Source organism: Methylobacterium sp. GC_Met_3, from assembly GCF_026540775.1.
In the GTDB taxonomy this organism is placed as follows: domain Bacteria; phylum Pseudomonadota; class Alphaproteobacteria; order Rhizobiales; family Beijerinckiaceae; genus Methylobacterium.
In genome coordinates, this window is the sequence record NZ_JALNUL010000026.1 from 23526 (window position 1) to 43649 (window position 20124).

Annotated in this window: 13 protein-coding genes and 3 pseudogenes; 7 read left to right on the plus strand and 9 right to left on the minus strand. The window is 68.3% G+C overall.

The window, feature by feature from the left end; translation table 11 throughout:
- The first annotated feature begins 23 nt into the window (after window positions 1-23).
- From OXS27_RS22720 to OXS27_RS22735, 4 genes and pseudogenes are all read left to right on the plus strand, one after another.
- Complete coding sequence (locus tag OXS27_RS22720) at window positions 24-434, plus strand: FixH family protein (RefSeq protein WP_267358776.1); 411 nt, start codon at window positions 24-26, stop codon at window positions 432-434.
- Entirely contained in the window at window positions 431-1978 is a 1548-nt protein-coding gene (locus OXS27_RS22725; protein WP_267358777.1) for an efflux RND transporter periplasmic adaptor subunit, read from the plus strand. The genes OXS27_RS22720 and OXS27_RS22725 overlap by 4 nt, the downstream gene beginning before the upstream one ends.
- On the plus strand, window positions 1975-5148 hold the full coding sequence (locus tag OXS27_RS22730) for a CusA/CzcA family heavy metal efflux RND transporter (RefSeq protein ID WP_267358778.1): 3174 nt from the start codon (window positions 1975-1977) through the stop codon (window positions 5146-5148). The genes OXS27_RS22725 and OXS27_RS22730 overlap by 4 nt, the downstream gene beginning before the upstream one ends.
- A gap of 36 nt (window positions 5149-5184) precedes the next feature.
- Window positions 5185-5867, plus strand: a pseudogene (locus OXS27_RS22735) (glutaredoxin).
- Between the two features lie 131 nt (window positions 5868-5998).
- On the opposite strand, the gene OXS27_RS22740 reads toward OXS27_RS22735, so the two are convergent.
- Together OXS27_RS22740 and OXS27_RS22745 are read right to left on the minus strand one after the other, a co-directional pair.
- Window positions 5999-6205, minus strand: coding sequence for a DUF4113 domain-containing protein (locus OXS27_RS22740; protein WP_267358779.1), 207 nt, complete (start codon window positions 6203-6205; stop codon window positions 5999-6001).
- Window positions 6206-6423: 218 nt separating this feature from the next.
- Entirely contained in the window at window positions 6424-7479 is a 1056-nt protein-coding gene (locus tag OXS27_RS22745) for an SDR family oxidoreductase (protein ID WP_346733086.1), read from the minus strand.
- A gap of 383 nt (window positions 7480-7862) precedes the next feature.
- On the opposite strand from OXS27_RS22745, the gene OXS27_RS22750 reads away from it, so the two are divergent.
- Window positions 7863-8867, plus strand: a complete 1005-nt coding sequence (locus OXS27_RS22750; protein WP_267358780.1) for an HWE histidine kinase domain-containing protein — start codon at window positions 7863-7865, stop codon at window positions 8865-8867.
- A gap of 195 nt (window positions 8868-9062) precedes the next feature.
- Window positions 9063-12060: pseudogene (locus OXS27_RS22755) on the plus strand (PAS domain S-box protein).
- 53 nt (window positions 12061-12113) lie between these two features.
- On the opposite strand, the gene OXS27_RS22760 reads toward OXS27_RS22755, so the two are convergent.
- Complete coding sequence (locus OXS27_RS22760) at window positions 12114-12494, minus strand: response regulator (RefSeq protein WP_267358781.1); 381 nt, start codon at window positions 12492-12494, stop codon at window positions 12114-12116.
- Window positions 12495-12617: 123 nt separating this feature from the next.
- Between OXS27_RS22760 and OXS27_RS22765 the strand changes: the two are divergent.
- Window positions 12618-12713, plus strand: a pseudogene (locus OXS27_RS22765) (IS630 family transposase); the annotation flags it as partial.
- A gap of 696 nt (window positions 12714-13409) precedes the next feature.
- Here OXS27_RS22765 and OXS27_RS22770 read toward each other — a convergent pair.
- Genes OXS27_RS22770 through OXS27_RS22795 form a run of 6 tightly spaced genes read right to left on the minus strand, consistent with a single transcriptional unit; the run spans window position 13410 to window position 20013 of the window.
- Window positions 13410-13796 carry an AtzH-like domain-containing protein gene (locus OXS27_RS22770; protein ID WP_267358783.1) on the minus strand — a complete coding sequence of 129 codons (387 nt, stop codon included), beginning with the start codon at window positions 13794-13796 and terminating at the stop codon, window positions 13410-13412.
- On the minus strand, window positions 13797-14978 hold the full coding sequence (locus OXS27_RS22775; RefSeq protein ID WP_267358785.1) for an amidase: 1182 nt from the start codon (window positions 14976-14978) through the stop codon (window positions 13797-13799). It lies immediately after the preceding gene.
- Complete coding sequence (locus OXS27_RS22780) at window positions 14975-16591, minus strand: ABC transporter ATP-binding protein (protein ID WP_267358787.1); 1617 nt, start codon at window positions 16589-16591, stop codon at window positions 14975-14977. Before OXS27_RS22780 ends, OXS27_RS22775 begins: the two co-directional genes overlap by 4 nt.
- Window positions 16588-17415 carry an ABC transporter permease gene (locus tag OXS27_RS22785; protein ID WP_243923538.1) on the minus strand — a complete coding sequence of 276 codons (828 nt, stop codon included), beginning with the start codon at window positions 17413-17415 and terminating at the stop codon, window positions 16588-16590. Before OXS27_RS22785 ends, OXS27_RS22780 begins: the two co-directional genes overlap by 4 nt.
- Window positions 17416-17417: 2 nt before the next feature.
- Window positions 17418-18389: an ABC transporter permease gene (locus OXS27_RS22790; RefSeq protein ID WP_267358789.1), complete on the minus strand. Its 972-nt coding sequence runs from the start codon at window positions 18387-18389 to the stop codon at window positions 17418-17420.
- A 4-nt stretch (window positions 18390-18393) separates the two neighbouring features.
- On the minus strand, window positions 18394-20013 hold the full coding sequence (locus OXS27_RS22795; protein WP_267358791.1) for an ABC transporter substrate-binding protein: 1620 nt from the start codon (window positions 20011-20013) through the stop codon (window positions 18394-18396).
- Window positions 20014-20124: the final 111 nt, after the last annotated feature.

The following is a 20124-nucleotide window of genomic DNA, read 5'->3' on the forward strand; positions in this document are numbered from 1 at the left end:
ATCGCGTTCAGGAGAGATTACCCGTGACCAAGAACCCCTTCGCGCGCGCCGTGTCGGCCGCGCTGCTTGGCGCCTGCCTGTCGGCATCGGTGCTGACCGTGCCCGCCCTGGCAGGCATCAAGGACTACCAGTTCCAGCTCGTCCACCAGGAGGCGAAGGTCGGCGAGGCCGTCGTCGCCGTGCGCCTCGTCGACAAGCGCAGCGGCAAGCCTGTGCCGGACGCCGTGATCTTCGCCACGCGTCTCGACATGGCCCCCGACAGCATGGACGAGATGATCACCAAGGTGGAGCAGGTGCCCTCGACGGAGCCCGGCGTGTACCGCTTCAAGGCCAAGCTCTCGATGGCCGGTGGCTGGCGCCTGTCGCTCGGGGCCAAGGTCCAAGGCGAGACCGGCACGGTCGAGGGCAAGCTGGTCTTCCAGGCCGTCAAATGAGCCGGTCCGCATGGCTCGCCGGAACCCTCGTCGCGCTCGCGGCGGGGGGCGTCGGCTACGTCGCGGGGCATGGGGAGAACCCCATAACGGCCCTCGTGGAACGGGCCCGTTCCGAAGTCGTCCCGTCGCTGGCCGAGCGCGCTCGGTCGCGGTTGGCCGACTGGCTGACCGCCAGCACGGGCCAGGCGGTCGCGCCTACTGCGGCAAAGGCGACTGGGCCGGTGGTCTACTATCAGGATCCAGACGGGAAGCCGGTCTACTCGGCATCCCAGATGGTCACCGAGGACGGGCGCGAGTTCCGGACTGTCCGGGCGAGCGAGGATGTCCGCTTCGACGACCCCGACGAGGGCGAGGCCATGCCCGCCGACGTGGCCGTCCACGACATGTCCAGGCACGGCATGGCGCAGGACGAGGGCGCCAAGCCCGCAGGCGGCGACCGGCGCGTTCTCTACTACCGCAACCCGATGGGCTTGCCGGACACCTCGCCGCTGCCGAAGAAGGACTCGATGGGGATGGACTACATCCCCGTCTACGCGGGCGAGGATGAGAGCGGGAACGTCGTGACCGTCTCGCCCGGCAAGATCCAGCGCACCGGCGTCCGGACCGAGGTGGCGGAACAGCGGGTGGTGGCCCAGCCGGTGCGTGTGCCGGGCACCGTCACCCTCGACGAGCGCCGCGTCACCGTCGTGGCGACCCGCTCGGACGCCTACGTCGACCACGTCGAAAACGTCACCACCGGCGACCGGGTCCGCAAGGGCCAGCCCTTGGTCCACGTCTACTCGCCCGAGATCAACGCGGCGGCCGCCCAGCTGATCGCCAACCCGGGCTTCGACGGGGCGCGCCGCCGGCTGCAGAACCTGAACGTCTCCGAGGCCGTCATCGACGAGATGGAGCGCACCCGGAAGGTGCCGATGGCCATCACGTGGGCTGCGCCGCGGGACGGCCTCATCCTGCAGCGGACCGCCGTCGAGGGCATGAAGGCCGCAGCCGGCGACACCCTGTTCCGGATTGGCGACATCTCGACGATGTGGGTGCTGGCCGACGTGCCTGAGCGCGACCTCGCCGGGGTGCGCGTGGGGCAGCCTGTGACCGTGCGCCTGCGCTCGGCCCCGGGCCGGGCGTTCACCGGCAAGATTGCGGTGGTCTACCCTCAGGTGAACCCCGATACCCGGGCAACCCGGGTGCGGATCAAGCTGGCGAATTCGGACGGCCTGCTGCTGCCCGACATGTACGCCGATGTCGAGATCGCCATCGGCGACGCGAAGCCCGTGGTGGCGGTTCCGGACGACGCGGTCATCGATACGGGCGAGCGGCAGGTCGTGCTGCTCGATCGCGGCGAGGGCCGCTTCGAGCCGAGGGCCGTGAAGGTCGGCGTCCGCGGCAGGGGCTTCACCGAGATTCGCGACGGCGTCGCGGCCGGCGATCGGGTGGTGACAGCGGCGAACTTTCTGATCGACGCCGAGAGCAATCTGAGAGCAGCGCTTCAGTCCCTGGCCGCTCCGATGGACGACCGACAGGTGGCGAACGCGGGAGGTACGCCGTGATCGCGCGCCTCATCGACTGGTCCGCCCGCAACCTCGTCCTCGTATTGGTCGGGACGGTGTTCGCCGTCGCGGCCGGCATGCTGGCGCTCCGAACGCTGCCGCTCGATGCCATTCCCGACCTCTCGGACGTGCAGGCCATCGTGTACACCGAGTATCCCGGGCAGGCGCCCCAGGTCGTCGAGGACCAGGTTACCTACCCGCTCACCACCGCCATGCTGACGGTGCCGAAGGCGAAGGTGGTCCGCGGCTTCTCGTTCTTCGGCGTGTCCTTCGTCTACGTGATCTTCGAGGACGGCACCGACCCGTACTGGGGCCGCTCCCGGGTTCTGGAGTACCTGAACGCGGCGGCGAGCCGCCTGCCTGTCGGCGTAACGCCGACGCTCGGACCCGACGCGACCGGCGTGGGCTGGGTCTACCAATACGTCGTGGTGGCCAAGGAGCGGACGCTCGCCGAGCTGCGCTCGATCCAGGATTGGGTGATCCGCTTCGGCGCCTCGCGCGCCGAAGGCGTGGCCGAGGTGGCCGGCGTCGGCGGCTTCGTGAAGCAGTACAACGTGGTGGTTGACCCGAACCGCCTGCGCGCCCAGGGCATCAGCCTCAACAAGCTTCGCGACGCGATTCGGTCGAGCAACGCCGATGTCGGCGGCCGCACGGTCGAGCTCTCCGAGTTCGAGTTCATGGTGCGGGGCCGCGGCTACCTGCGGGGCGTCTCCGACATCGAGAACATCGTCCTGAAGACCGCGGGGGGCACGCCTCTGCGGGTGCGGGACGTCGCCCGGGTCGAGCTCGGGCCGGATGAGCGCCGCGGCATCACCGAGATGAACGGCGAGGGCGAGGTCGCCGGCGGCATCGTCCTGCAGCGCTTCGGCGCGAACGCCCTCAGCGTCATCGAAGGGGTCAAGGTGAAGCTCGCCGAGGTGGCCAGGAGCCTGCCGGCCGGCACCGAGATCCTGCCGGTCTACGACCGCTCCCAGCTCATCGACGCGGCGATCGATACCCTGCGTCACACGCTGGTCGAGGAGAGCATCGTGGTCTCCCTCGTCTGCATCGTCTTCCTGCTGCATGTGCGTAGCGCCCTGGTCGCCATCCTGATGCTGCCGGTCGGCATCCTGATGGCTTTTGCCGGCATGAAGGCGCTCGGGATCGGCGCCAACATGATGAGCCTGGGTGGCATCGCCATCGCGGTCGGCGCCATGATCGACGCCGCCATCGTGATGATCGAGAACGCGCACAAGCACTTGGAGCGGGCGCCGCCGGGGACACCGCGGGTCGAGATCCTGGTCGAGGCGGCGTCCGAAGTCGGGCCGTCGCTGTTCTTCTCGCTCCTCGTCATCACGGTGAGCTTCCTGCCGATCTTTACCCTGGAGAGCCAGGAAGGCCGGTTGTTCGGTCCGCTCGCCTACACTAAGACCTTCGCCATGGCGTCCGCCGCGCTCCTGTCGGTGACGCTCGTTCCGGCGCTGATGGTGCTGTTCGTGCGCGGGCGGATCATCCCGGAGCATCGCAACCCGCTCAATCGCCTGCTCATCTGGCTGTACAGACCGCTCATCGCGGGCGTGTTGCGGGCGCGGGTTGTCACCATCCTGCTCGCCGTCGGAGTGCTGGCGGCGACCGTCTGGCCGGCCCAGCAACTCGGTTCCGAGTTCATGCCCGACCTCGACGAGGGCAGCCTGCTCTACATGCCGACGACCCTGCCGGGGATCTCGGTGACGAAGGCGGGCGAACTCCTCGCGACCCAGGACCGGATCATCAAGAGCTTCACGGAGGTCGCCTCGGTCTACGGCAAGGCGGGCCGTGCCAACACGGCGACCGACCCCGCGCCGATGGAAATGTTCGAGACCGTCATCGCCCTGAAACCGAAGGCGGAGTGGCGCCCAGGCGTGACCCTCGCCAGCCTCAAGGGGGAGATGGACGCGGCCCTCCAGTTCCCGGGCGTCTCGAACGCCTGGACGCAGCCGATCCGCGCACGCATCGACATGCTCTCGACAGGCATCCGCACGCCGGTCGGCATCAAGGTGCTCGGGACCGAGCTCAAGCAGATGGAAGCCGTCGCCCGGCAGGTCGAGGCGGTCGTCCGGGCCGTGCCGGGCACGTCGAGCGCCTATGCCGAGCGGGTGATCGGCGGCTACTTCCTCGACATCACCCCCGACCGCGAGGCGCTCGGGCGCTACGGCCTGATGGTCGGAGACGTGCAGGACGTCGTGGCGACGGCGCTCGGCGGACAGGCCGTGACGAATACCGTCGAGGGCCGCGAGCGCTACACGGTGAACGTGCGCTACCCGCGCGCCTTCCGATCGGACCCGCGGGCCATTGCCGACGAGGTGCAGGTGCCGCTGCCGGTCGGTGGGACGGTGCCCCTGCGCGAGGTGGCCAAGGTCGAGCTGACCCGAGGGCCTACCTCGATCCGCACCGAGAACGGGCAACTCGCGGTCTTCATCTTCGTCGACATCGCCGGCCGCGACCTCGGCGGCTACGTGACCGAGGCGCGAAAGGCCGTGGCCGACGAGGTCAAGCTGCCGCAGGGTACGACCCTGCAATGGAGCGGGCAGTACGAATATCTGGAACGCGCCGAGGCGCGACTGCGAATCGTGGTGCCGCTGACGCTGCTCGTCGTGTTCCTGCTTCTCTACCTGAACTTCCGGCGCCTGACCGAGACGCTTATCGTGATGCTGTCGCTGCCCTTCGCCCTGGTCGGCGGGGTGTGGCTCCTCTGGTTCATGGGCTTCAACATGTCGGTGGCGGTGGCGGTGGGCTTCATTGCGCTCGCCGGCGTTGCCGCCGAGACCGGCGTGATCATGCTGGTCTACCTCGACCACGCTTGGGACGAGGAGCAGGCCCGGGGCGTACGCGAGGGGCGGCCTCCGACGCGGGCGGACCTGCGACGCGCCATCATGGTCGGCGCGGTCGAGCGGGTGCGACCCAAGATGATGACGGTCGTCGCCATCATGGCTGGGCTCGTCCCGATCCTCTGGAGCACCGGGTCAGGCTCGGAGGTCATGCAGCGCATCGCCGTGCCGATGATCGGCGGCATGGTCTCCTCCACCGCGCTGACCCTCGTTGTGATCCCCGCCGTCTATGCGCTCGTGAAGGGGTGGACGCTGCCGCCTGGCCACCGATCCCGCGCCGAACCCAACGAGGAGGCGACACGCCACCGGGCTTCTGCCGAGTAGCGACACCGTCCCCGACCTGCATTGAAGGAGCTGTCCATGTCGTCACCAGCCCGAAAGGCCGTCCTCCATTGGATGGTCATTCCGAACACACCTGTCCTTACGGACTGAAGGCCAAGGATCTCCTCGAACGCCGGTGCTGCGAGGTCGAGGATCACCGGATGACCGACCGCTTCAAATCCGAGCATCACGTCAAGTCGACGCCGCAGACCTTCGTCGACGGCGAGCGCGTCGGCGGCCCGACGACCTCCAGCGCCATTTCGGCAAGGCGGCAAACGGTCCAAACGCCATGACGTACAGGCCCGTGCCCGCGGTGTTCTCGATGACCGCGCTGATGGCCTTGGCAGCGAGCTACGCCGCTTACGATGCGCACCGCCGAATGGTTCATCGCCTTCAGCATGTGCGTGCTCGCCCTCCTCAAGCTCCAGGACGTCGAGACCTTCTCGTCAATGTTCCTCGGCTACGACCTCCTGGCTGCGTGCGGGGTGCGCTACGCCTATCTGGAAGTCGGCGCCGGCGTCCTTATGGTAGCGGGTGCCCTGGATTGGCTGTCCATCCCGGTGGCTCCGTTCATCGATGGAATTGGGGCGGTCTTGGTGTTCAAGGCAGTCTACGTCGACGCGCGCAAGATCAAGGGCGCCTGCGTCGGCGAGTCGAGGAAGGTGCCGCTCGGCTTCGTCTCGTTCGCCGAGAACGTGATGATGGTCGCCATCGCCGTTTGAATGCTGGCGGCGCACCATTGAGCGTGATTTTCGCCGCTCTGTCCTGGCCATACCTTTTCGATGCGCCGCAGTTGGAAGCGCGTCCTTCCCGTTGGACGCCACCCGGATGCGCTCTCGCATCGCTCAAAGCTTCAGGCTGCCGCCCCCGGGATCTCGTCCCGCCGGCTCGTGTGACGCGGCGAGCGCATTTCGAACTTGGTCGACCATTCGCGCTTCGACGCGAGCCCTCTGGCAGCCGGGACGACCGCCCCGCGCCCGAAGCGCCGGTTGCAGGCATCCAGCTCCGCAATCAGCGCGGAGCCCTCCTGCTCGCGATCGATCTGGCGGAGCCTGGGCAATCGTCCGCTGCGATGCGGGGCGCGGCAGGAGGTCGGTCGTGACCAAGCCGACGTCCGAATAGCGGTAGCCGTCCCGCCCGATCTTGCGGAGATTATGTAGGGCGGCCTTCACTAGCACCTGAGTGCCATTGCTGGCCTCAGCCAGCCCGAGCAAATCCTTGCGGTCCTGCTTGGCGTTCGCGGCTATGTCCGGTTCTGTTGATGAGCGGTCGGCGCGGCTAACGCGGCAGCACCTTCGCCTCTTGCAGGCTGCGAATGGCACTCACCAGAGCGGCGACGCTATCAACGCTCTCTCCAAACCCGGCGCGTCGGATCTTGCCCATGTCGGAGACAAGATCGAAGTCGCTATGGAACACGAAGTCGCCGAAGCTCCATCCGACTGCGCTCTCGTAAGGAAGGTCGCTCAAGCCCTGCTCGACAACCAGCCGCTCCCAGACCGGTTTCTTGTCGGCCATGTGCATGGCCAGACGCATCGGAACCGGTGGTCCGAGCGGCAGCTCGAACGCGACGGCGAGCTTCTCCCAGACGCGTCGCCACCGGAACGGCTCGTGCACGTAGTTGAACGCCTCACCGCGCGCGGCGTCGGACGTCGCGGCCCAGAGGCTCGCACGGCCAAGGGCGCGGGAGTCGGTCACCTGGGCAAACACGCCCTCGTAGACGTGCGCCGGCCCCGGAAAGCGGAACGCCGCTCCTTCAACCCTGCAAAGGGCGGCGTAGGCGCCGATCACCATGGCGATGTTCATGGCGTTTCCGGCGGCGTCGCCAACCACCACGTCCGGTCGCAGAATCGACCAAGCCGCGCCGCCGCGATCGGCCCGGGCCCGCAGCTCGCCCTCCTGAGTGAAGTAAAAGTTCGGCCCGATGTGGCGCGGGTTATCGTCCTCGTAGAAGGGCGCCGGAACCGGTCCGAGATGAACACCGTAGACCTTCGCGCCCTGATACAGCACCACCCGCTTCAGCGGCGCGCCGACAGCCTCCAGCCCATCGAGCAGGTTGCGCAGCATCCCGCCATTCACGCGGTCCTCGTCTGCGAGGCTCGGCTGTGGCGCGAGGGCTGCGTAGAACAGGTGCGTGGTATCGCGAGCCTGGACGAGGGCGGCTCGGGTCGCTTCACGATCTGTAAGGTCCGTCGCGATGGCCTCGTGCGACGGGTGCGGCCGGCGTGACAGAGCTCGCATGCGCCAACCGCCTGCGGCCGCGAACTCCTGCATCAGTCCTTTGCCGATGATGCCATTCGCACCCGCGATCAGGGCTGTTCGGGTTTCTGCCATCATCGCCTGCAGGTGTCAGGAGGATTACAGCGCTCGATCGCGCCACTTGGTCTGGGTGCTTCGTGGCCGACATGCGGGAAACCCACCGGAGCCGGATCCGTTCGGCGCCTCACGCTCCTGCGCACCGCACACCGCCGGCAGCGGCACAGCCATCGCTTCGAGAGCCTGCCGTGTAAGCTCGATACCGACCGGGGGCGGCGGAGATAATCGCCGCCTCAAGCACCTGCATCCCCGAACGATGGCCGGCATCCGCGACACTTTGAGTAGCCGGGACGTCGGCGGAAACCGAGGCCGCCCGCATGGATTGTATCCCGTGCCGGCAGTCCGAACACTCTGCGCCTTGGGGATAAGGCCTGGGTCGGAAATGCGTCCAGGAGTCGTTGCGAGTGTCGCGTACAGGGGATGACGGTCCGATCGAGATCGACCTCAGGCTGCTTCGGGCCGCCGTCGAGGCCACCGGAGAGGCCATCCTCATCACCACCGCCGACCTCGATGAGCCCGGGCCGGTCATCCTCTACGCCAACCCGGCCTTCACCAGGCTGTCCGGCTACGACGCGGCGGAGGTCGTCGGTCGCAGCCCGCGCTTCCTGCAGGGCGAGGGCACCGACCGGACGGCGCTGGACAGGGCCCGCGCCTCGCTGGAGGCCGGCGAGGCCTTCCAGGGCGAGGCGCTGAACTACCGGAAGGACGGCGCGAGCTACCGGGTGGAATGGCTGATCACCCCCGTCCGCGACGCGGATGGGCGCATCACCAACTGGGTCTCGGCGCAGCGGGACATCACCGAGCGCAGCGCGTTCGAGGACCGCCAGGCGCTGATGGTGCGCGAGCTCCACCACCGGGTGAAGAATACTCTGGCCACGGTCCAGGCGGTGCTCAACGCGACGATGCGCTCGTCGGTCACGATGGCCGAGTTCTCCAAGGCCTTCAGCGGACGCATCGTGTCGCTGGCGCGGACCCACGCGCTGATCACCGAGGACGAGGCGCAGGTAGCCCGGTTCGACGGCCTGCTCCGGGCCGAGCTTGATCCCTACCGTGAGGGAGACCGGATCAGCCTCGAAGGGCCGCCCCTCATGCTGCCGTCGGAGGTCGCCGTGCCGGTCAGCATGGCCCTGCACGAGCTGACGACCAATGCGCTGCGTCACGGGGCGCTCGCCCATCCGGGCGGACGGGTCGTGGTGACCTGGACGGTCGAGGACAGCCCTGCCGGTCCGTGGCTCGCCTGGACCTGGAACGAGCACGACGGGCCGCCCCCGACGCTGCCCACCCGCGAAGGGTTCGGGACGCGTCTCCTGAACAAGATCCTGACGGCCCAGGTCGCGGCCGAGGTCGACGTCGCCTTCGATGACGATGGCCTGCGGATACACGTCAGGCTGCCACTGGGCCGGCGGTAGATCCCGCGCCGGCACGGTTCACATCTGGCGGCAGACCGCATGCCCGCGCCGGTGTCACGGCAGGGTTCTCAGGCCCGCTTGGATCGTGCGCCCGGAACGTTCATGCTCGACCAGGCGGACGGACGTCCCGGAGTTGGGTCCGGAAGATCGTCCCGCCACGCGAAACTTCATCGCACTCAGACGCTTGCCCGTTTGATGGACCGTAGCCACAAGATCACCGAGGAAGCCGAACGCCTCCGGGCCCTGGACCGGTATCGCCTGCTCGACACCCCGCGCGAGCAGGATTTCGACGAGATCGCGGAGGCCGCCGCCGAACTGTGCGAGATGCCGATCGCGGTGGTGAACCTCGTCGGGGACGGGCGCCAGTTCTTCAAGGCCGAGCTCGGCCTCGGCGTCCGGGAGACGCCCCTGGAGAACGCGTTCTGCCGGCAGGCCCTACTGCAGGATGATTTCCTCTGCGTGCCGGATGCAATTCTAGACCCGCGGTTGGACGGCAATCCCCTGGTTCATGGCGGGTCCGGGCTGCGCTTCTACGCTGGCGCCCTGCTGAGGACCCCCGAGGGGCACCCGGTCGGCACCGTCTGCGTGCTCGACACCCGGCCGCACGCGCTCACCGAACGCCAGCGCAAGGGTCTGATGCGGCTTGCCCGGCAGACGATGGCCCAGATGGAGTTGCGCCGCTCCCTCCGCGAGCACGCGAGCCAGCGCCTGCTCCACGAGCGCATCCTCGACAGCGCCACCGATTACGCCATCGTCGCCACGGACCCGCAGGGTCACGTCACCCGCTGGAATGCAGGTGCCGAACGCTTCTTGGGCTGGACCGAGGCTGAGATGCTCGGCCGGAGTGCCGAGGCATTCTTCACCCCGGAGGACCGGGCTGACGGACGGCTCCAAACCGAGATGCGGCTCGCCATCGAATGCGGCAGCGCGCCGGACTAGCGCTGGCACCAACGGAAGGACGGCACCCGGTTCTGGGCATCGGGCGAAAAGACGCCCCTGCGGACCGACGACGGCGAGACCATTGGATTCCTCAAGATCCTACGGGACCGCACCGGGCAGCGCAGCCCTGCAAGCCAGCGAGAGGCGTTACCGGTCGCTGGTCGAGGTCAGCCCGCAGGTGGTCTGGTTCGGCGACGCGGACGGCAATGTCACGTACTGCAACGCCTATTGGTACGACTACACCGGCCTGCCACCGGGCGAAGTCGGCGAGGCGAGTTGGATGGGGGCGATCCATCCAGAGTACCGGGGGCCGACGAGGGCCGCGTGGATCGCGGCAGCGCGCTTCGGGCAAGCCTACGAAATCGAGTTTCCCTTGCGCCGCGCCGATGGACAGTACCGCTGGTTCCTGTCGCGGGCACGTCCCGTGCAGGACGAGGCCGGCATCCTGACGAGCTGGGTGGGTACCAGCCTCGACATCCATGAGCGCAAGGTCGCCGAGGAGCGTTTCCAGACGCTGACCGAGTTGGCGCCGGCCGTCATCTGGTTCGGCGACCCGGGCGGGAGCCTGAGCTACCTGAATGACCGTTGGTACGCCTACACGGGGCAGACCCCGGAGCAGGCGCTCCCCCTCGGTTGGATCGACGTCGTTCATCGCGACGACTTGCGCGGACTGATGCACGCCTGGGAGCACGCCCGAACCCACGGAACCCTGTACGACACCGAAGCCCGCCTGCGCCGCCATGACGGCGAGTATCGCTGGTTCCTGATCCGTGCCGAGCCGATGCGCGACGCGGCTGGGCGGGTCGTCGGCTGGCTCGGCAGCGACATCCACGACCGGCGCCGGGCCGAGGTCGACCTGCGCGAGGCGCGCGAGCAACTGCGCTTGGCGGTCGAGTCGACCGGGACCGGCATCTTCGACTACGACCTCGTCGCCGACAGTCTCGTCTGGGACGGGCGTACCCGGGCACTGTTCGGGCTGACGCCCGACGCACTGGTGAGTTACGAAACCTTCCTGGCCGCCGTGCATCCGCACGACCGCGAATGGGTCGATGGGGAGGTTCGGACCGCCATCGACCCCACCGGCCAAGGCACCTACGACATCGCCTTTCGCGTTGTCGGCCTTCAGGATGGCGTCGAGCGCTGGGTGGCGGCCAAGGGCCGGGCCTTCGTCGAGGATGGCCGCACGGTTCGGTTCATCGGCACCACGCGCGACGTCACCGAGAGTCGACGCGCCGAGCAGGCCCTGCGTGAGGCCGAGGAACGCTACAGGCTGGCCGCCCAGGCCACCAACGACGCGATCTGGGATTGGGATTTCGCCACGAATCATATCCGCTGGAACGAGGCGCTCCACACGGCGCACGGACATCCGCCGGAGGTGGTCGATCCGGCCGGCGATTGGTGGATCGCCCAGATCCATCCCGACGACCGCGCCCGCGTCAACCGTTCGATCCACGCGGTCATCGACGGGACCGGGACGGCCTGGAGCGACGAGTACCGCTTCCGTCGGGCGGACGGCACCTATGCGGACATCCTGGACCGCGGCTACGTGCTGCGCGACGCGGCCGGCAAGGCCCTCAGGATGATCGGTGCCATGCTCGACATCAGCGCGCGCAGGCGGGCCGAGGAACACCAGCGACTGCTCGCGGGCGAGTTGCAGCACCGGGTGAAGAACACTCTGGCGATGGTCCAGGCCATTGCGGCCCAGACGTTCCGGAACGTCACCGGCGCGGAGGCTGCGCGGGAGGCATTCACCGCGCGCCTGATCTCGCTCGGGCGGGCGCATGATGTTCTGACCCAATCCAGTTGGACGGAGGCCCCCATCGCCGAGGTCGTCGACGGAGCGCTCTCGGTCCACCGCGGCGAGGCGGCCTCCCGTATCCGCGCCAGCGGCCCGAACGTGCCCGTGGCGGCGAAGCCGGCCCTCGCACTGGCGCTCGCCCTGCACGAGCTCGCCACCAACGCAGCCAAGTACGGGGCGCTCTCGAACGATGTCGGGACGGTCGACCTGCGCTGGCCCGTCGTACTCGAGGATGAACTGCCTCGGTTCGTCCTGACCTGGTCGGAGCAGGGCGGCCCGCCGATCCTGGCGCAGCCGACCCGGCGCGGGTTCGGCTCGCGCTTGATCGAGCGCAGCTTCGCGGCCGAGGTCGGTGGCGACGTGGGACTGACCTACGCGCCGACCGGGCTGACGTGCCGCCTGGAGGCCTCGCTCGCCGCGATGCAGGAGTCTTCAGGAGACGAGGCAGCGGCGTAAAGGCCGTGTGGGCTGTCCCGGTCCCCGGGGCCGCCATGGCAGGCTCGGGCGGTTCAACCGCTGTCGGACCCGAGCTGTAGTCCGGGCGCTGATTGCCCGGCGGGGGTCGCGGCGACCGTGCGTTCCAACTCGCCGTCCCGCAACGGCTTCAGCACGAGGGCGTCGGCCCCGTCCGCTCCGGCCCAGGCCAGCGCGGCAGGGTCCGCGAAGCCGGTCACGAACAGGACTGGCATGGCCCGCCAGCGCTTGCGGATTTCCGCCGCCTCGACGCCGTTCATGCGGGGAATGGCGAAGTCGAGCACGACGTGGTCGACGCATGGGTCAGCCTCAAGAGCGGCCAGCCCCTGCAGGCCTGAGGATGCCTCGCGTCCATCGTACGCGGCTTCCGCGAGTTTGGTCGCGGTGACCTCGCAGACCCCGGCGCCTTCGTCCACTACGAAGAGTGTTGGGCGGCTCCCAGGCGGATGCGTCAGAGAGCAATCGACGGGTTTAGAGCCGTTCCCGTGGACGTTGCGACGGAGTGGCGGTTGCGGCGTTGAGTGGTGGAGGAGCCAGCGTTGCCCTCACGCTTGTCTGCAGATCTGCGCGAGCGCGTCGTGGCGGCTTTGGCCGAGGCCGCTTCCCTTCACCGAGCAGCGGCCCGGTTCGGTGTGCGCTTTTGGGGATGACCAATGACGGGTCAAATGACTGGAATGGGCGCCAAGCCGCTGACCGGGTTTGGCCGAAGGCGGAACAGCGGCTTCCAAGCATGTTCGCTGCGAAAGCGAAACTCAGTCCCATTCGTGAATAGACAAGCCATCGATGGAGCGCACCAAGTTATACAGCATCCTCGGCTGAGAGAAGGACGGAGGATGCTTGTTCAGATGATCAAGCCGAGGTTCGGATCGTATCTCCGCGAGCCCGATCTACATCGGGCATGCAGAAAAACTTCTCCTCGATCGCTGCTAGGCGAGACGGTACGATCTCGGTTCTAGTGCCCGTCCATGAGCAAACTCGGATGCACGTGGGCACGGGTAACGCGCCCTTCGAAGGCCGAAGTAAGGCCCAAGACCTGGGGATCGTCGTTTATGGTCCCATGTGGTGCCGCGGCGACTGCTTCCAGTTGAAGGGGGCAACACGGCGCGTCCATGGCCTGCGATGCTATTGATGTCAGACCGACCAATTCGAAATAAGTAGGCTCGTACCCGTAGCCCAGCCGCTGCTTCAGTTCAGGTGTCCTCTGGGTGTCGTCAGGCGCGCCAGCTGGTTCACTGCGTTGGCTCGTTTCGGTGCCTGCCTGGCGGCGGAGACAAGCTGTGGGGTTGACCGAACTTAGATGTGGCCGGTCCTCCGCGCCCGGCGATCATGCGTCACGACCCGATCGGCAGAATGGATACGTGTGCGGACACTACCTTCCATCCGAGACCGGGCAAGCGCATCCAGGTCTGGCTCTGACGCCCGATGCCGGGCTTACCGCGCGGCTTGAACTCGAGATTGACGGTGGCGAAGTCGCTCCCGAGCGTCAGGATTTCCAGCCGGATCCGTGCTTCCTTGGCGCCGCCCGGCGGCGGATCAGCCGCCACGCGGGCAGCGTGGATTTCGTCGAATCCGTAGCAGTTCTCGGCCAGCGCATAGCGGATCGTGTGTGGACTGTCCCAGAAGGTTGCGTCTAGGACGGCGACATCCTTCTCGACGAGCGCCTGCTCGTAGCGCTCGAACAGAGCTGCGATCTCCGGGCGGTTCACCGTCACGTCCATTCAACCCTCCAGAGCGACCGCCAGGCGAATCAGGTCGAGATCGGTGCCGCGCGCACCGATGATCGACAGGCCAACCGGCGCGCCATCAACGTCGGCGCCCGGCAGATTGACCTGCGGGACGCCGGTGAGCCCGCCGTGGCTCGTCAGGCAGGCGATGCGCTCGCGCAGCGGATGCAGCGCGCCGAGCGGCAGCCCGCGCAGGGGCGCCGGGAACGGCGTGGTCGGGAGGCACAGGATCGTGCCCGGGGGCAGGAGCCGCGCGAGGCGGGCCCTTGCCTCGATCCGCATCAGGCTCGCGGCGCTGCGCTCGGCATCGGTCATCATCGAGCCCTGGATCAGCGAGCGAGCAACCGAGAAGGCCATGCGTGGATTGCAGGCATCGAGCCAGGGCTCGAAGGTCTGCCACGCCTCGCTGCTCTGCAGTACCCGCTGCGCCCGCTGCCAGACGGACAGGCCCTGCGGCGCAAGCGTCACGTCGCGCCGGTTGCCGATCAGGGCGGCCAAGCGGTCGATCTGCGGAGCCAGCGCCTCCTGCACGGCGGCGTCGGCGAAGCCGAGTGCGTCGGCGGCCACGAGCAGCGTGTGCGGCAGGCGGTCCGGCATCCCTTGGCCGAGCAGCACCGCGCCGACCCGCGCGAAGGTGCGCGCGTCCCGGGCGAACCAGCCACAGGTATCCGAACTCGGCGCCTGCACGCAGATCCCGGAAAAGTCGATGCGGCCGTGCGTCGGCCGGATGCCGTAGAGGTTGCAGAAGCTCGCCGGCACACGCACGGAGCCGCCGGTATCGGTGCCCAGGGCGAAATCGCAGGCCCCTGAGGCCACCGCGGAGGCCGAGCCGCTGGACGAGCCGCCCGGCACCCGGTCCGGCATCGCGGGATTGAGCGGCGTGCCGTCGTGGGCGTTCTCGCCGAGGATCCCCAGCGAGACCTCGTCGGTGACCGTCTTGCCGACGATTGAGGCGCCCGCATCGAGCAGCGTCTGCACCACCCCGGCATGGCGGGTCGGCGTCGGGTAGACCCGCGGCCAGTCCGGGTTGCCACCCCCCGTGGGGGCGTCGGCGACGTCGATCAGATCCTTGACGGCGAAGGTGAGGCCGGCGAGCGGCCCCGTAGCGGATCCGGCGACGCGCATGCGCGGCCCAGGCAGGAACGGGTCCGTCGAGAGAGGCTGCGCGGTCGTCATGCGGGGATCGGTTCCTGCCATTGGGCGCCGGGCACGGCGGCGAACAGCGCCTTCGTGTAGGGGTGCTTCGGCGCGTAGAAGATCTCGGACGTCGGCGCGACCTCGACCACCTGACCAGCGCGCATCACCGCGATCCGGTCGCAGACCTGCAGCGCGACCCGGAGATCGTGGGTCACGAACAGCATGCTGAGATGCAGCCGCGCCTTGATGTCGGCGAGCAGCGCCAGGACCTGCGCCTGCACCGAGACATCCAGGGCCGAGACCGGCTCGTCGGCCACGAGGATCTCGGGCTTCATGGCGAGGGCCCGGGCGATGCCGATCCGCTGACGCTGGCCGCCGCTGAACTCGTGCGGGAAGCGCTGCGTCGCCGCGGGGTCGAGGCCGACCAGCGCCAGCATCTCACACGCCTGGACACGCGCAATTCCGGGTTCGGTGCCGTGGATGATCGGACCCTCGGCGACGATGTCGACCACGCGCTGGCGCGGGTCGAGGGAGCCATAGGGGTCCTGGAACACCATCTGCACGCGCCGGCGGTGCGGACGCATCTGGCGGCGGCTCAGGTCGGCGACGCTGTGCCCGGCGAGGAGGATCTCGCCGCCATCGACGGGCATCAGCCGGGTGATCGCCCGCGCCAGCGTGCTCTTGCCCGAGCCGCTCTCGCCGACGACGCCTAGGGTCTCGCCCCGCCGCAGCGTGACGTCCACGCCGTCGAGGGCCCGGGTGACGCGGCCGCCGAACAGGCCGCGGGCGCCGTAGGTCTTCTCGACCCGCTTGGCCCCCACCACCAGGGGTGCGGTGCTGACGGCACGGCGCGGCGGCGGCGCGAGCTTCGGCACGGCGGCGATGAGCGCGCGCGTGTAGGCATGCTTTGGCGCCCGGAGCACCGAAGCCGCGGGCCCCTGCTCGACCAAAACGCCCTTCTGCAGCACCGCGACTGTGTCGGCGATGTCGGCCACGACGCCGAAATCGTGCGTGATGAACAGGACGCTGGTGCCGTGCTCGCGCTGCAGGTCGCGGATCAGGTGGAGGATCTGCGCCTGCGTGGTGACGTCGAGCGCCGTGGTCGGCTCGTCGGCGATAAGCAGCCGCGGATTCAGCGCCAGCGCCATGGCGATCATTGCTCGCTGCCGCTGACCGCCCGAGAGCTGATGCGGGTACGAGCGCAGAAGCTGCGCCGGGTCCGGGAGGTGGACGCTCTGGAGGAGCGCGAGGATGCGCGTCCGGCGGTCTGCGTGTCCGAGCGTCGTGTGGATCCGCAGGATCTCGTCGATCTGCCGTCCGATCGTGTGGAGCGGGTTCAGAGCCGTCATGGGCTCCTGGAAGATCATCGCGATGCGCGCCCCCCGGACGCGCCGCATCTGACGCGGGGTGATCGCGGCGAGATCCGCGCCCTCGAATAGGATGCGCCCGCCCGACACGCGCACACGCGGCCCCGGGAGCAGCCCGAGGATCGCGCGCGCCACCATCGACTTGCCCGATCCGCTCTCGCCGATCAGGCAGGTGACCGCGCCGGGCCGCAGGACGAGGTCGAGGTCGGAGACGGCATTCGGCCGGTCCGCGCCAAGCGGCAGCGTGATCGTCAGCTTCTCGATCTCGAGGACGGCGTCGCTCATCGCTCACGGAGCCTCGGGTTTAGGACCTCGTTCAGGCCGTCCCCAACGAGATTGATGGCGAGGACGGTCAGCAGGATCGCCAGCCCGGGGAACGTGCAGATCCACCAGGCCGACCGGAGGACCGCGCGGCCCGAGCTGATGATCAGGCCCCAGCTCATGACGTTGGGATCGCCGAGGCCGAGGAAGGCGAGCCCCGCCTCAATGAGGATCGCCGTGCCGATCAGGAGTGTCCCGACCGCGATGATAGCCGCGGTGCAGTTCGGCAGCATGTGGCGGAAGACGATGCGAGCGTCACCCGCCCCCAGGCCGTCGCAGGCCAGCACGAACTCGCGGCTGCCGAGCGCCACGAACTCGCCCCGGACGAGCCGGGCAATGCCGGGCCAGGAGACGGCCACGATGGCCACGACCTCGCTGAACAGCGACGGAGACAGGATCGCCACGATCAGGATTGCCAGCACGAAGGCGGGGATCGTCTGGAAGAACTCCGTGATCCGCATCAGCGCGACCTCGACGCTGCCCCGGTAGTAGCCGGCCAGCCCGCCGATCAGCGTCCCGAACAGGATCGCCGCCCCGGTCGCGCTGAGGCCGATGATCAGAGAGGTGCGGGCGCCGTACGCGATCTCGGCGCCCACGTCCCGGCCCAGCGTGTCGGTGCCGAGCAGAAACGGGCCGCCCGGCGGCTGGAGGGCGGGGCCCACGAGCCGGAACGGATCGCCCGGATAGAGCAGCGGCGTGAGCGCCACGAGGGCGACCAGCCCGAGGAGCACCGCCGCGCCCGCCAGCGCGAGGCGGTTGCGCGCGAACCGCGCCAAGCCCGTGCGCATCGCTAGAGCTCCAACCGCGGATCGAGGCAGACATAGACGAGGTCGACCGCGAGATTGATCACGACCACGAGGCAGGCCGAGACGAAGAAGATGCCGAGGAGCAGGTTGAGGTCGCGCGACTGGAGCGCGTTGAAGGCCAGCGTGCCGACCCCGGGCCAGCCGAAGACCGTCTCGACCACGATGGAGCCGCCGATCAGGTTGCCGGCCTGAACGCCCGCCATGGTGACCACCGGGAGCAGCGCGTTGCGCAGGACGTGCCCCGTCATCACCCGCGCCTCAGTCTGGCCCTTGGCGCGGGCGGTGGTGACGTAGTCCATGCCAACCTGCTCCAGCACGGAGGCGCGCATCACCCGCGCGTAGACCGCGAGGTAGAACAGCGCGAGCGCGACGGCTGGCATGACGAGGTGGCGGCCGACATCCCAGACCTCGTCCCAGCCCTCGTTGTCGGCGCCGACCGTGTCGTAGCCGCTGGTGGGCAGCCAGCCGAGGCGGATCGCGAAGACGACGATCATCATCAGCCCGAGCCAGAAGCCCGGAGTCGCGTAGGCCACGAGGCTGACCAGGGAGATGACCGCGTCGCGCCATGAATTGCGCCCGGTCGCCGCCACGAGGCCCAGCAGCGTGCCGATCAGCAACGCGGCCGCGAATGCAGTCAGCATCAGCAGCCCGGTCGGCCAGAGCCGGTCGACGATCAGGCTTCCCACCGGGCTGTCATTGCGGAACGAGTAGCCGAGATCGAGGTGGAGCATGTTCAGCAGGTAGACGCCGAACTGCGTGGCAAGCGGCTGGTCGAGGCCGAACTTGTGGCGCAGCTGCTCCATGTATTCAGGGCTCGCCGCGCCGCTCTCGCCCGCCAGCACTGAGGCCGCGTCGCCGGGGGCGAGGTGGATCAGGAAGAAGTTGAGCACGACGATGCCGAGCACCACCGGGATTGCCAGCAGCAGCCGGTAACCGAGGAAACGCGTGAGTCGCACGGGACTACGTGTCCATCCAGGCCCGTTCGAAGGCTTGCTGGGTTCCGAGGGGGCCGGTCGTGTGGTCCTTGAGGCGTCGGTTGGAGACGCTGACGTACTGCACGTCGATGAGCCAGATCATCGGGCTGTCCTCCGCCAGGACCTGCTGGACCTTCTTGTAGAGCGCGGCGCGCTTCTCCGCGTCCAGCTCGCGCGCGCCCTCGCGCAGCATGCGGTCGACCTCGGGATTCGAATAGAAGGTGTCGTTGACGAAGGTCACGCCCTTGCGGATCTGGCTGGTGAGGAACTGCTTGTTCAGCCCATAGACCGGGTCGACGCCTTGGCTGAGGAACGGCTCGTTCAGGTCGTAATCGTAGTTGGTGTAGACGCGCCTCAGCCAGGTCGCGGTGTCCTCCGAGCGCAGCGTCACGGCGATGCCCACGCCGGCCAGCGCCTGCTTCAGGTACTCGGCCTGCCGCAGCCACTGCTCACCGAAGGAATTGACCTCCAGATGCAGGGCGAAGCGGGTCCCGTCCGCGCCGCGCGGGGCGCCGGCCTCGTCTAGCAGCTTGTTGGCGATGTCCAGCCGGTCCGGCACGTCGTACTGGCGCACATCGTCGGTGTAGAGGCCGGCGGTCTTGAACTTGCGGCTGAGCGGTCCGGTGGCGGGCAGGCCGTAGCCGAACATCACGTCCTTGAGGATGACCTTGCGGTCGATGGCGTAGGCGATCGCCTGGCGCACTTCTTTCTTCTGGAGCTGCGGGTGACGGCCGTTCAGCTCAAGGACGCTCTGGGCCGGCGTCATCTCGTAGCCTTTGGTCGTCAGATCGAGGATCGGGTTGGTCTTCATCCGCGCCAGGTCAGCGTAGTTCACCGCGCTGTACCCGGCGAAATGCGCCTCCCCTGCCTCCATGGCGGCCGAGCGGGTAGCGGCGTCCGGAATGAATCGGGCGACGATCCGGTTGAGATACGGCAGGCCGGGCTTCCAGTACGTCTCGTTGCGATCGAGGCGGACGAACTGACCGCGCTCCCAGCTCGTGAACTTGAACGGGCCGGTCCCGATCGGCTTGTTGGCGCTCGGGTTCTGGAGGACGTCCGTGCCCTCGAAGACCGAGCGGGACAGGATCGGCAGGTCGCGCCCGGAGAGCGCCTTCATGAGGTAGGGCGCCGGATTGGCGAGCCGCAGGATTGCGGTCATCGGGTCCGGCGTATCGACAGCGACCAGCTCCGCAAGCATGACCGGCGCGATCGGATTGTACTTCTTCAAGATCTCCATGAAGGAATACTGCACGTCGGCGCTGGTGAACGGCTTGCCGTTGTGAAAGGTCACGCCGTCCTGAAGCTTGAACGTGATCGTCTTGCCGTCGGGTTCGACCTCCCACGACTTCGCGAGGTTCGGCTGTGGGTTCTGGTCCCAGTCGTAGGTGCACAGCCCCTCGTAGACCTGCGTGGCGATCGGCGGGATGTTGCCCGCCGATACCGCGTAATGGGCCAGGGTCGAGGGCTCGGGATGGACGATCATGACCATCGTGCCCCCGCGCTTCGGCTCGGCGGCGCGCGCGCCGCTCGCGGCGGCCGCGAGGCCGAGAGGAAGCGCCAGAACCGTGCGGCGGGAAAGATTGGTCACGTCGGACGTGCGAGACAAGCCGGAAGACTCCTGAAGCGTCCAGCCCTTTCGCAACACCCGTGCCATGCAGATGCGACGTAGATGGATCGATTACGCCGCAAGAGTGAGAGTATTATTTCGCGCAACAGT

Bases quoted from the DNA above. Each gene is read 5' to 3' on its own strand.
- OXS27_RS22725 (WP_267358777.1), top strand. From the start codon at position 431: ATGAGCCGGTCCGCATGGCTCGCCGGAACCCTCGTCGCGCTCGCGGCG.
- OXS27_RS22745 (WP_346733086.1), bottom strand. From the start codon at position 7,479: ATGATGGCAGAAACCCGAACAGCCCTGATCGCGGGTGCGAATGGCATC.
- OXS27_RS22770 (WP_267358783.1), bottom strand. From the start codon at position 13,796: ATGGACGTGACGGTGAACCGCCCGGAGATCGCAGCTCTGTTCGAGCGC.
- OXS27_RS22775 (WP_267358785.1), bottom strand. From the start codon at position 14,978: ATGACGACCGCGCAGCCTCTCTCGACGGACCCGTTCCTGCCTGGGCCG.
- OXS27_RS22780 (WP_267358787.1), bottom strand. From the start codon at position 16,591: ATGAGCGACGCCGTCCTCGAGATCGAGAAGCTGACGATCACGCTGCCG.
- OXS27_RS22785 (WP_243923538.1), bottom strand. From the start codon at position 17,415: ATGCGCACGGGCTTGGCGCGGTTCGCGCGCAACCGCCTCGCGCTGGCG.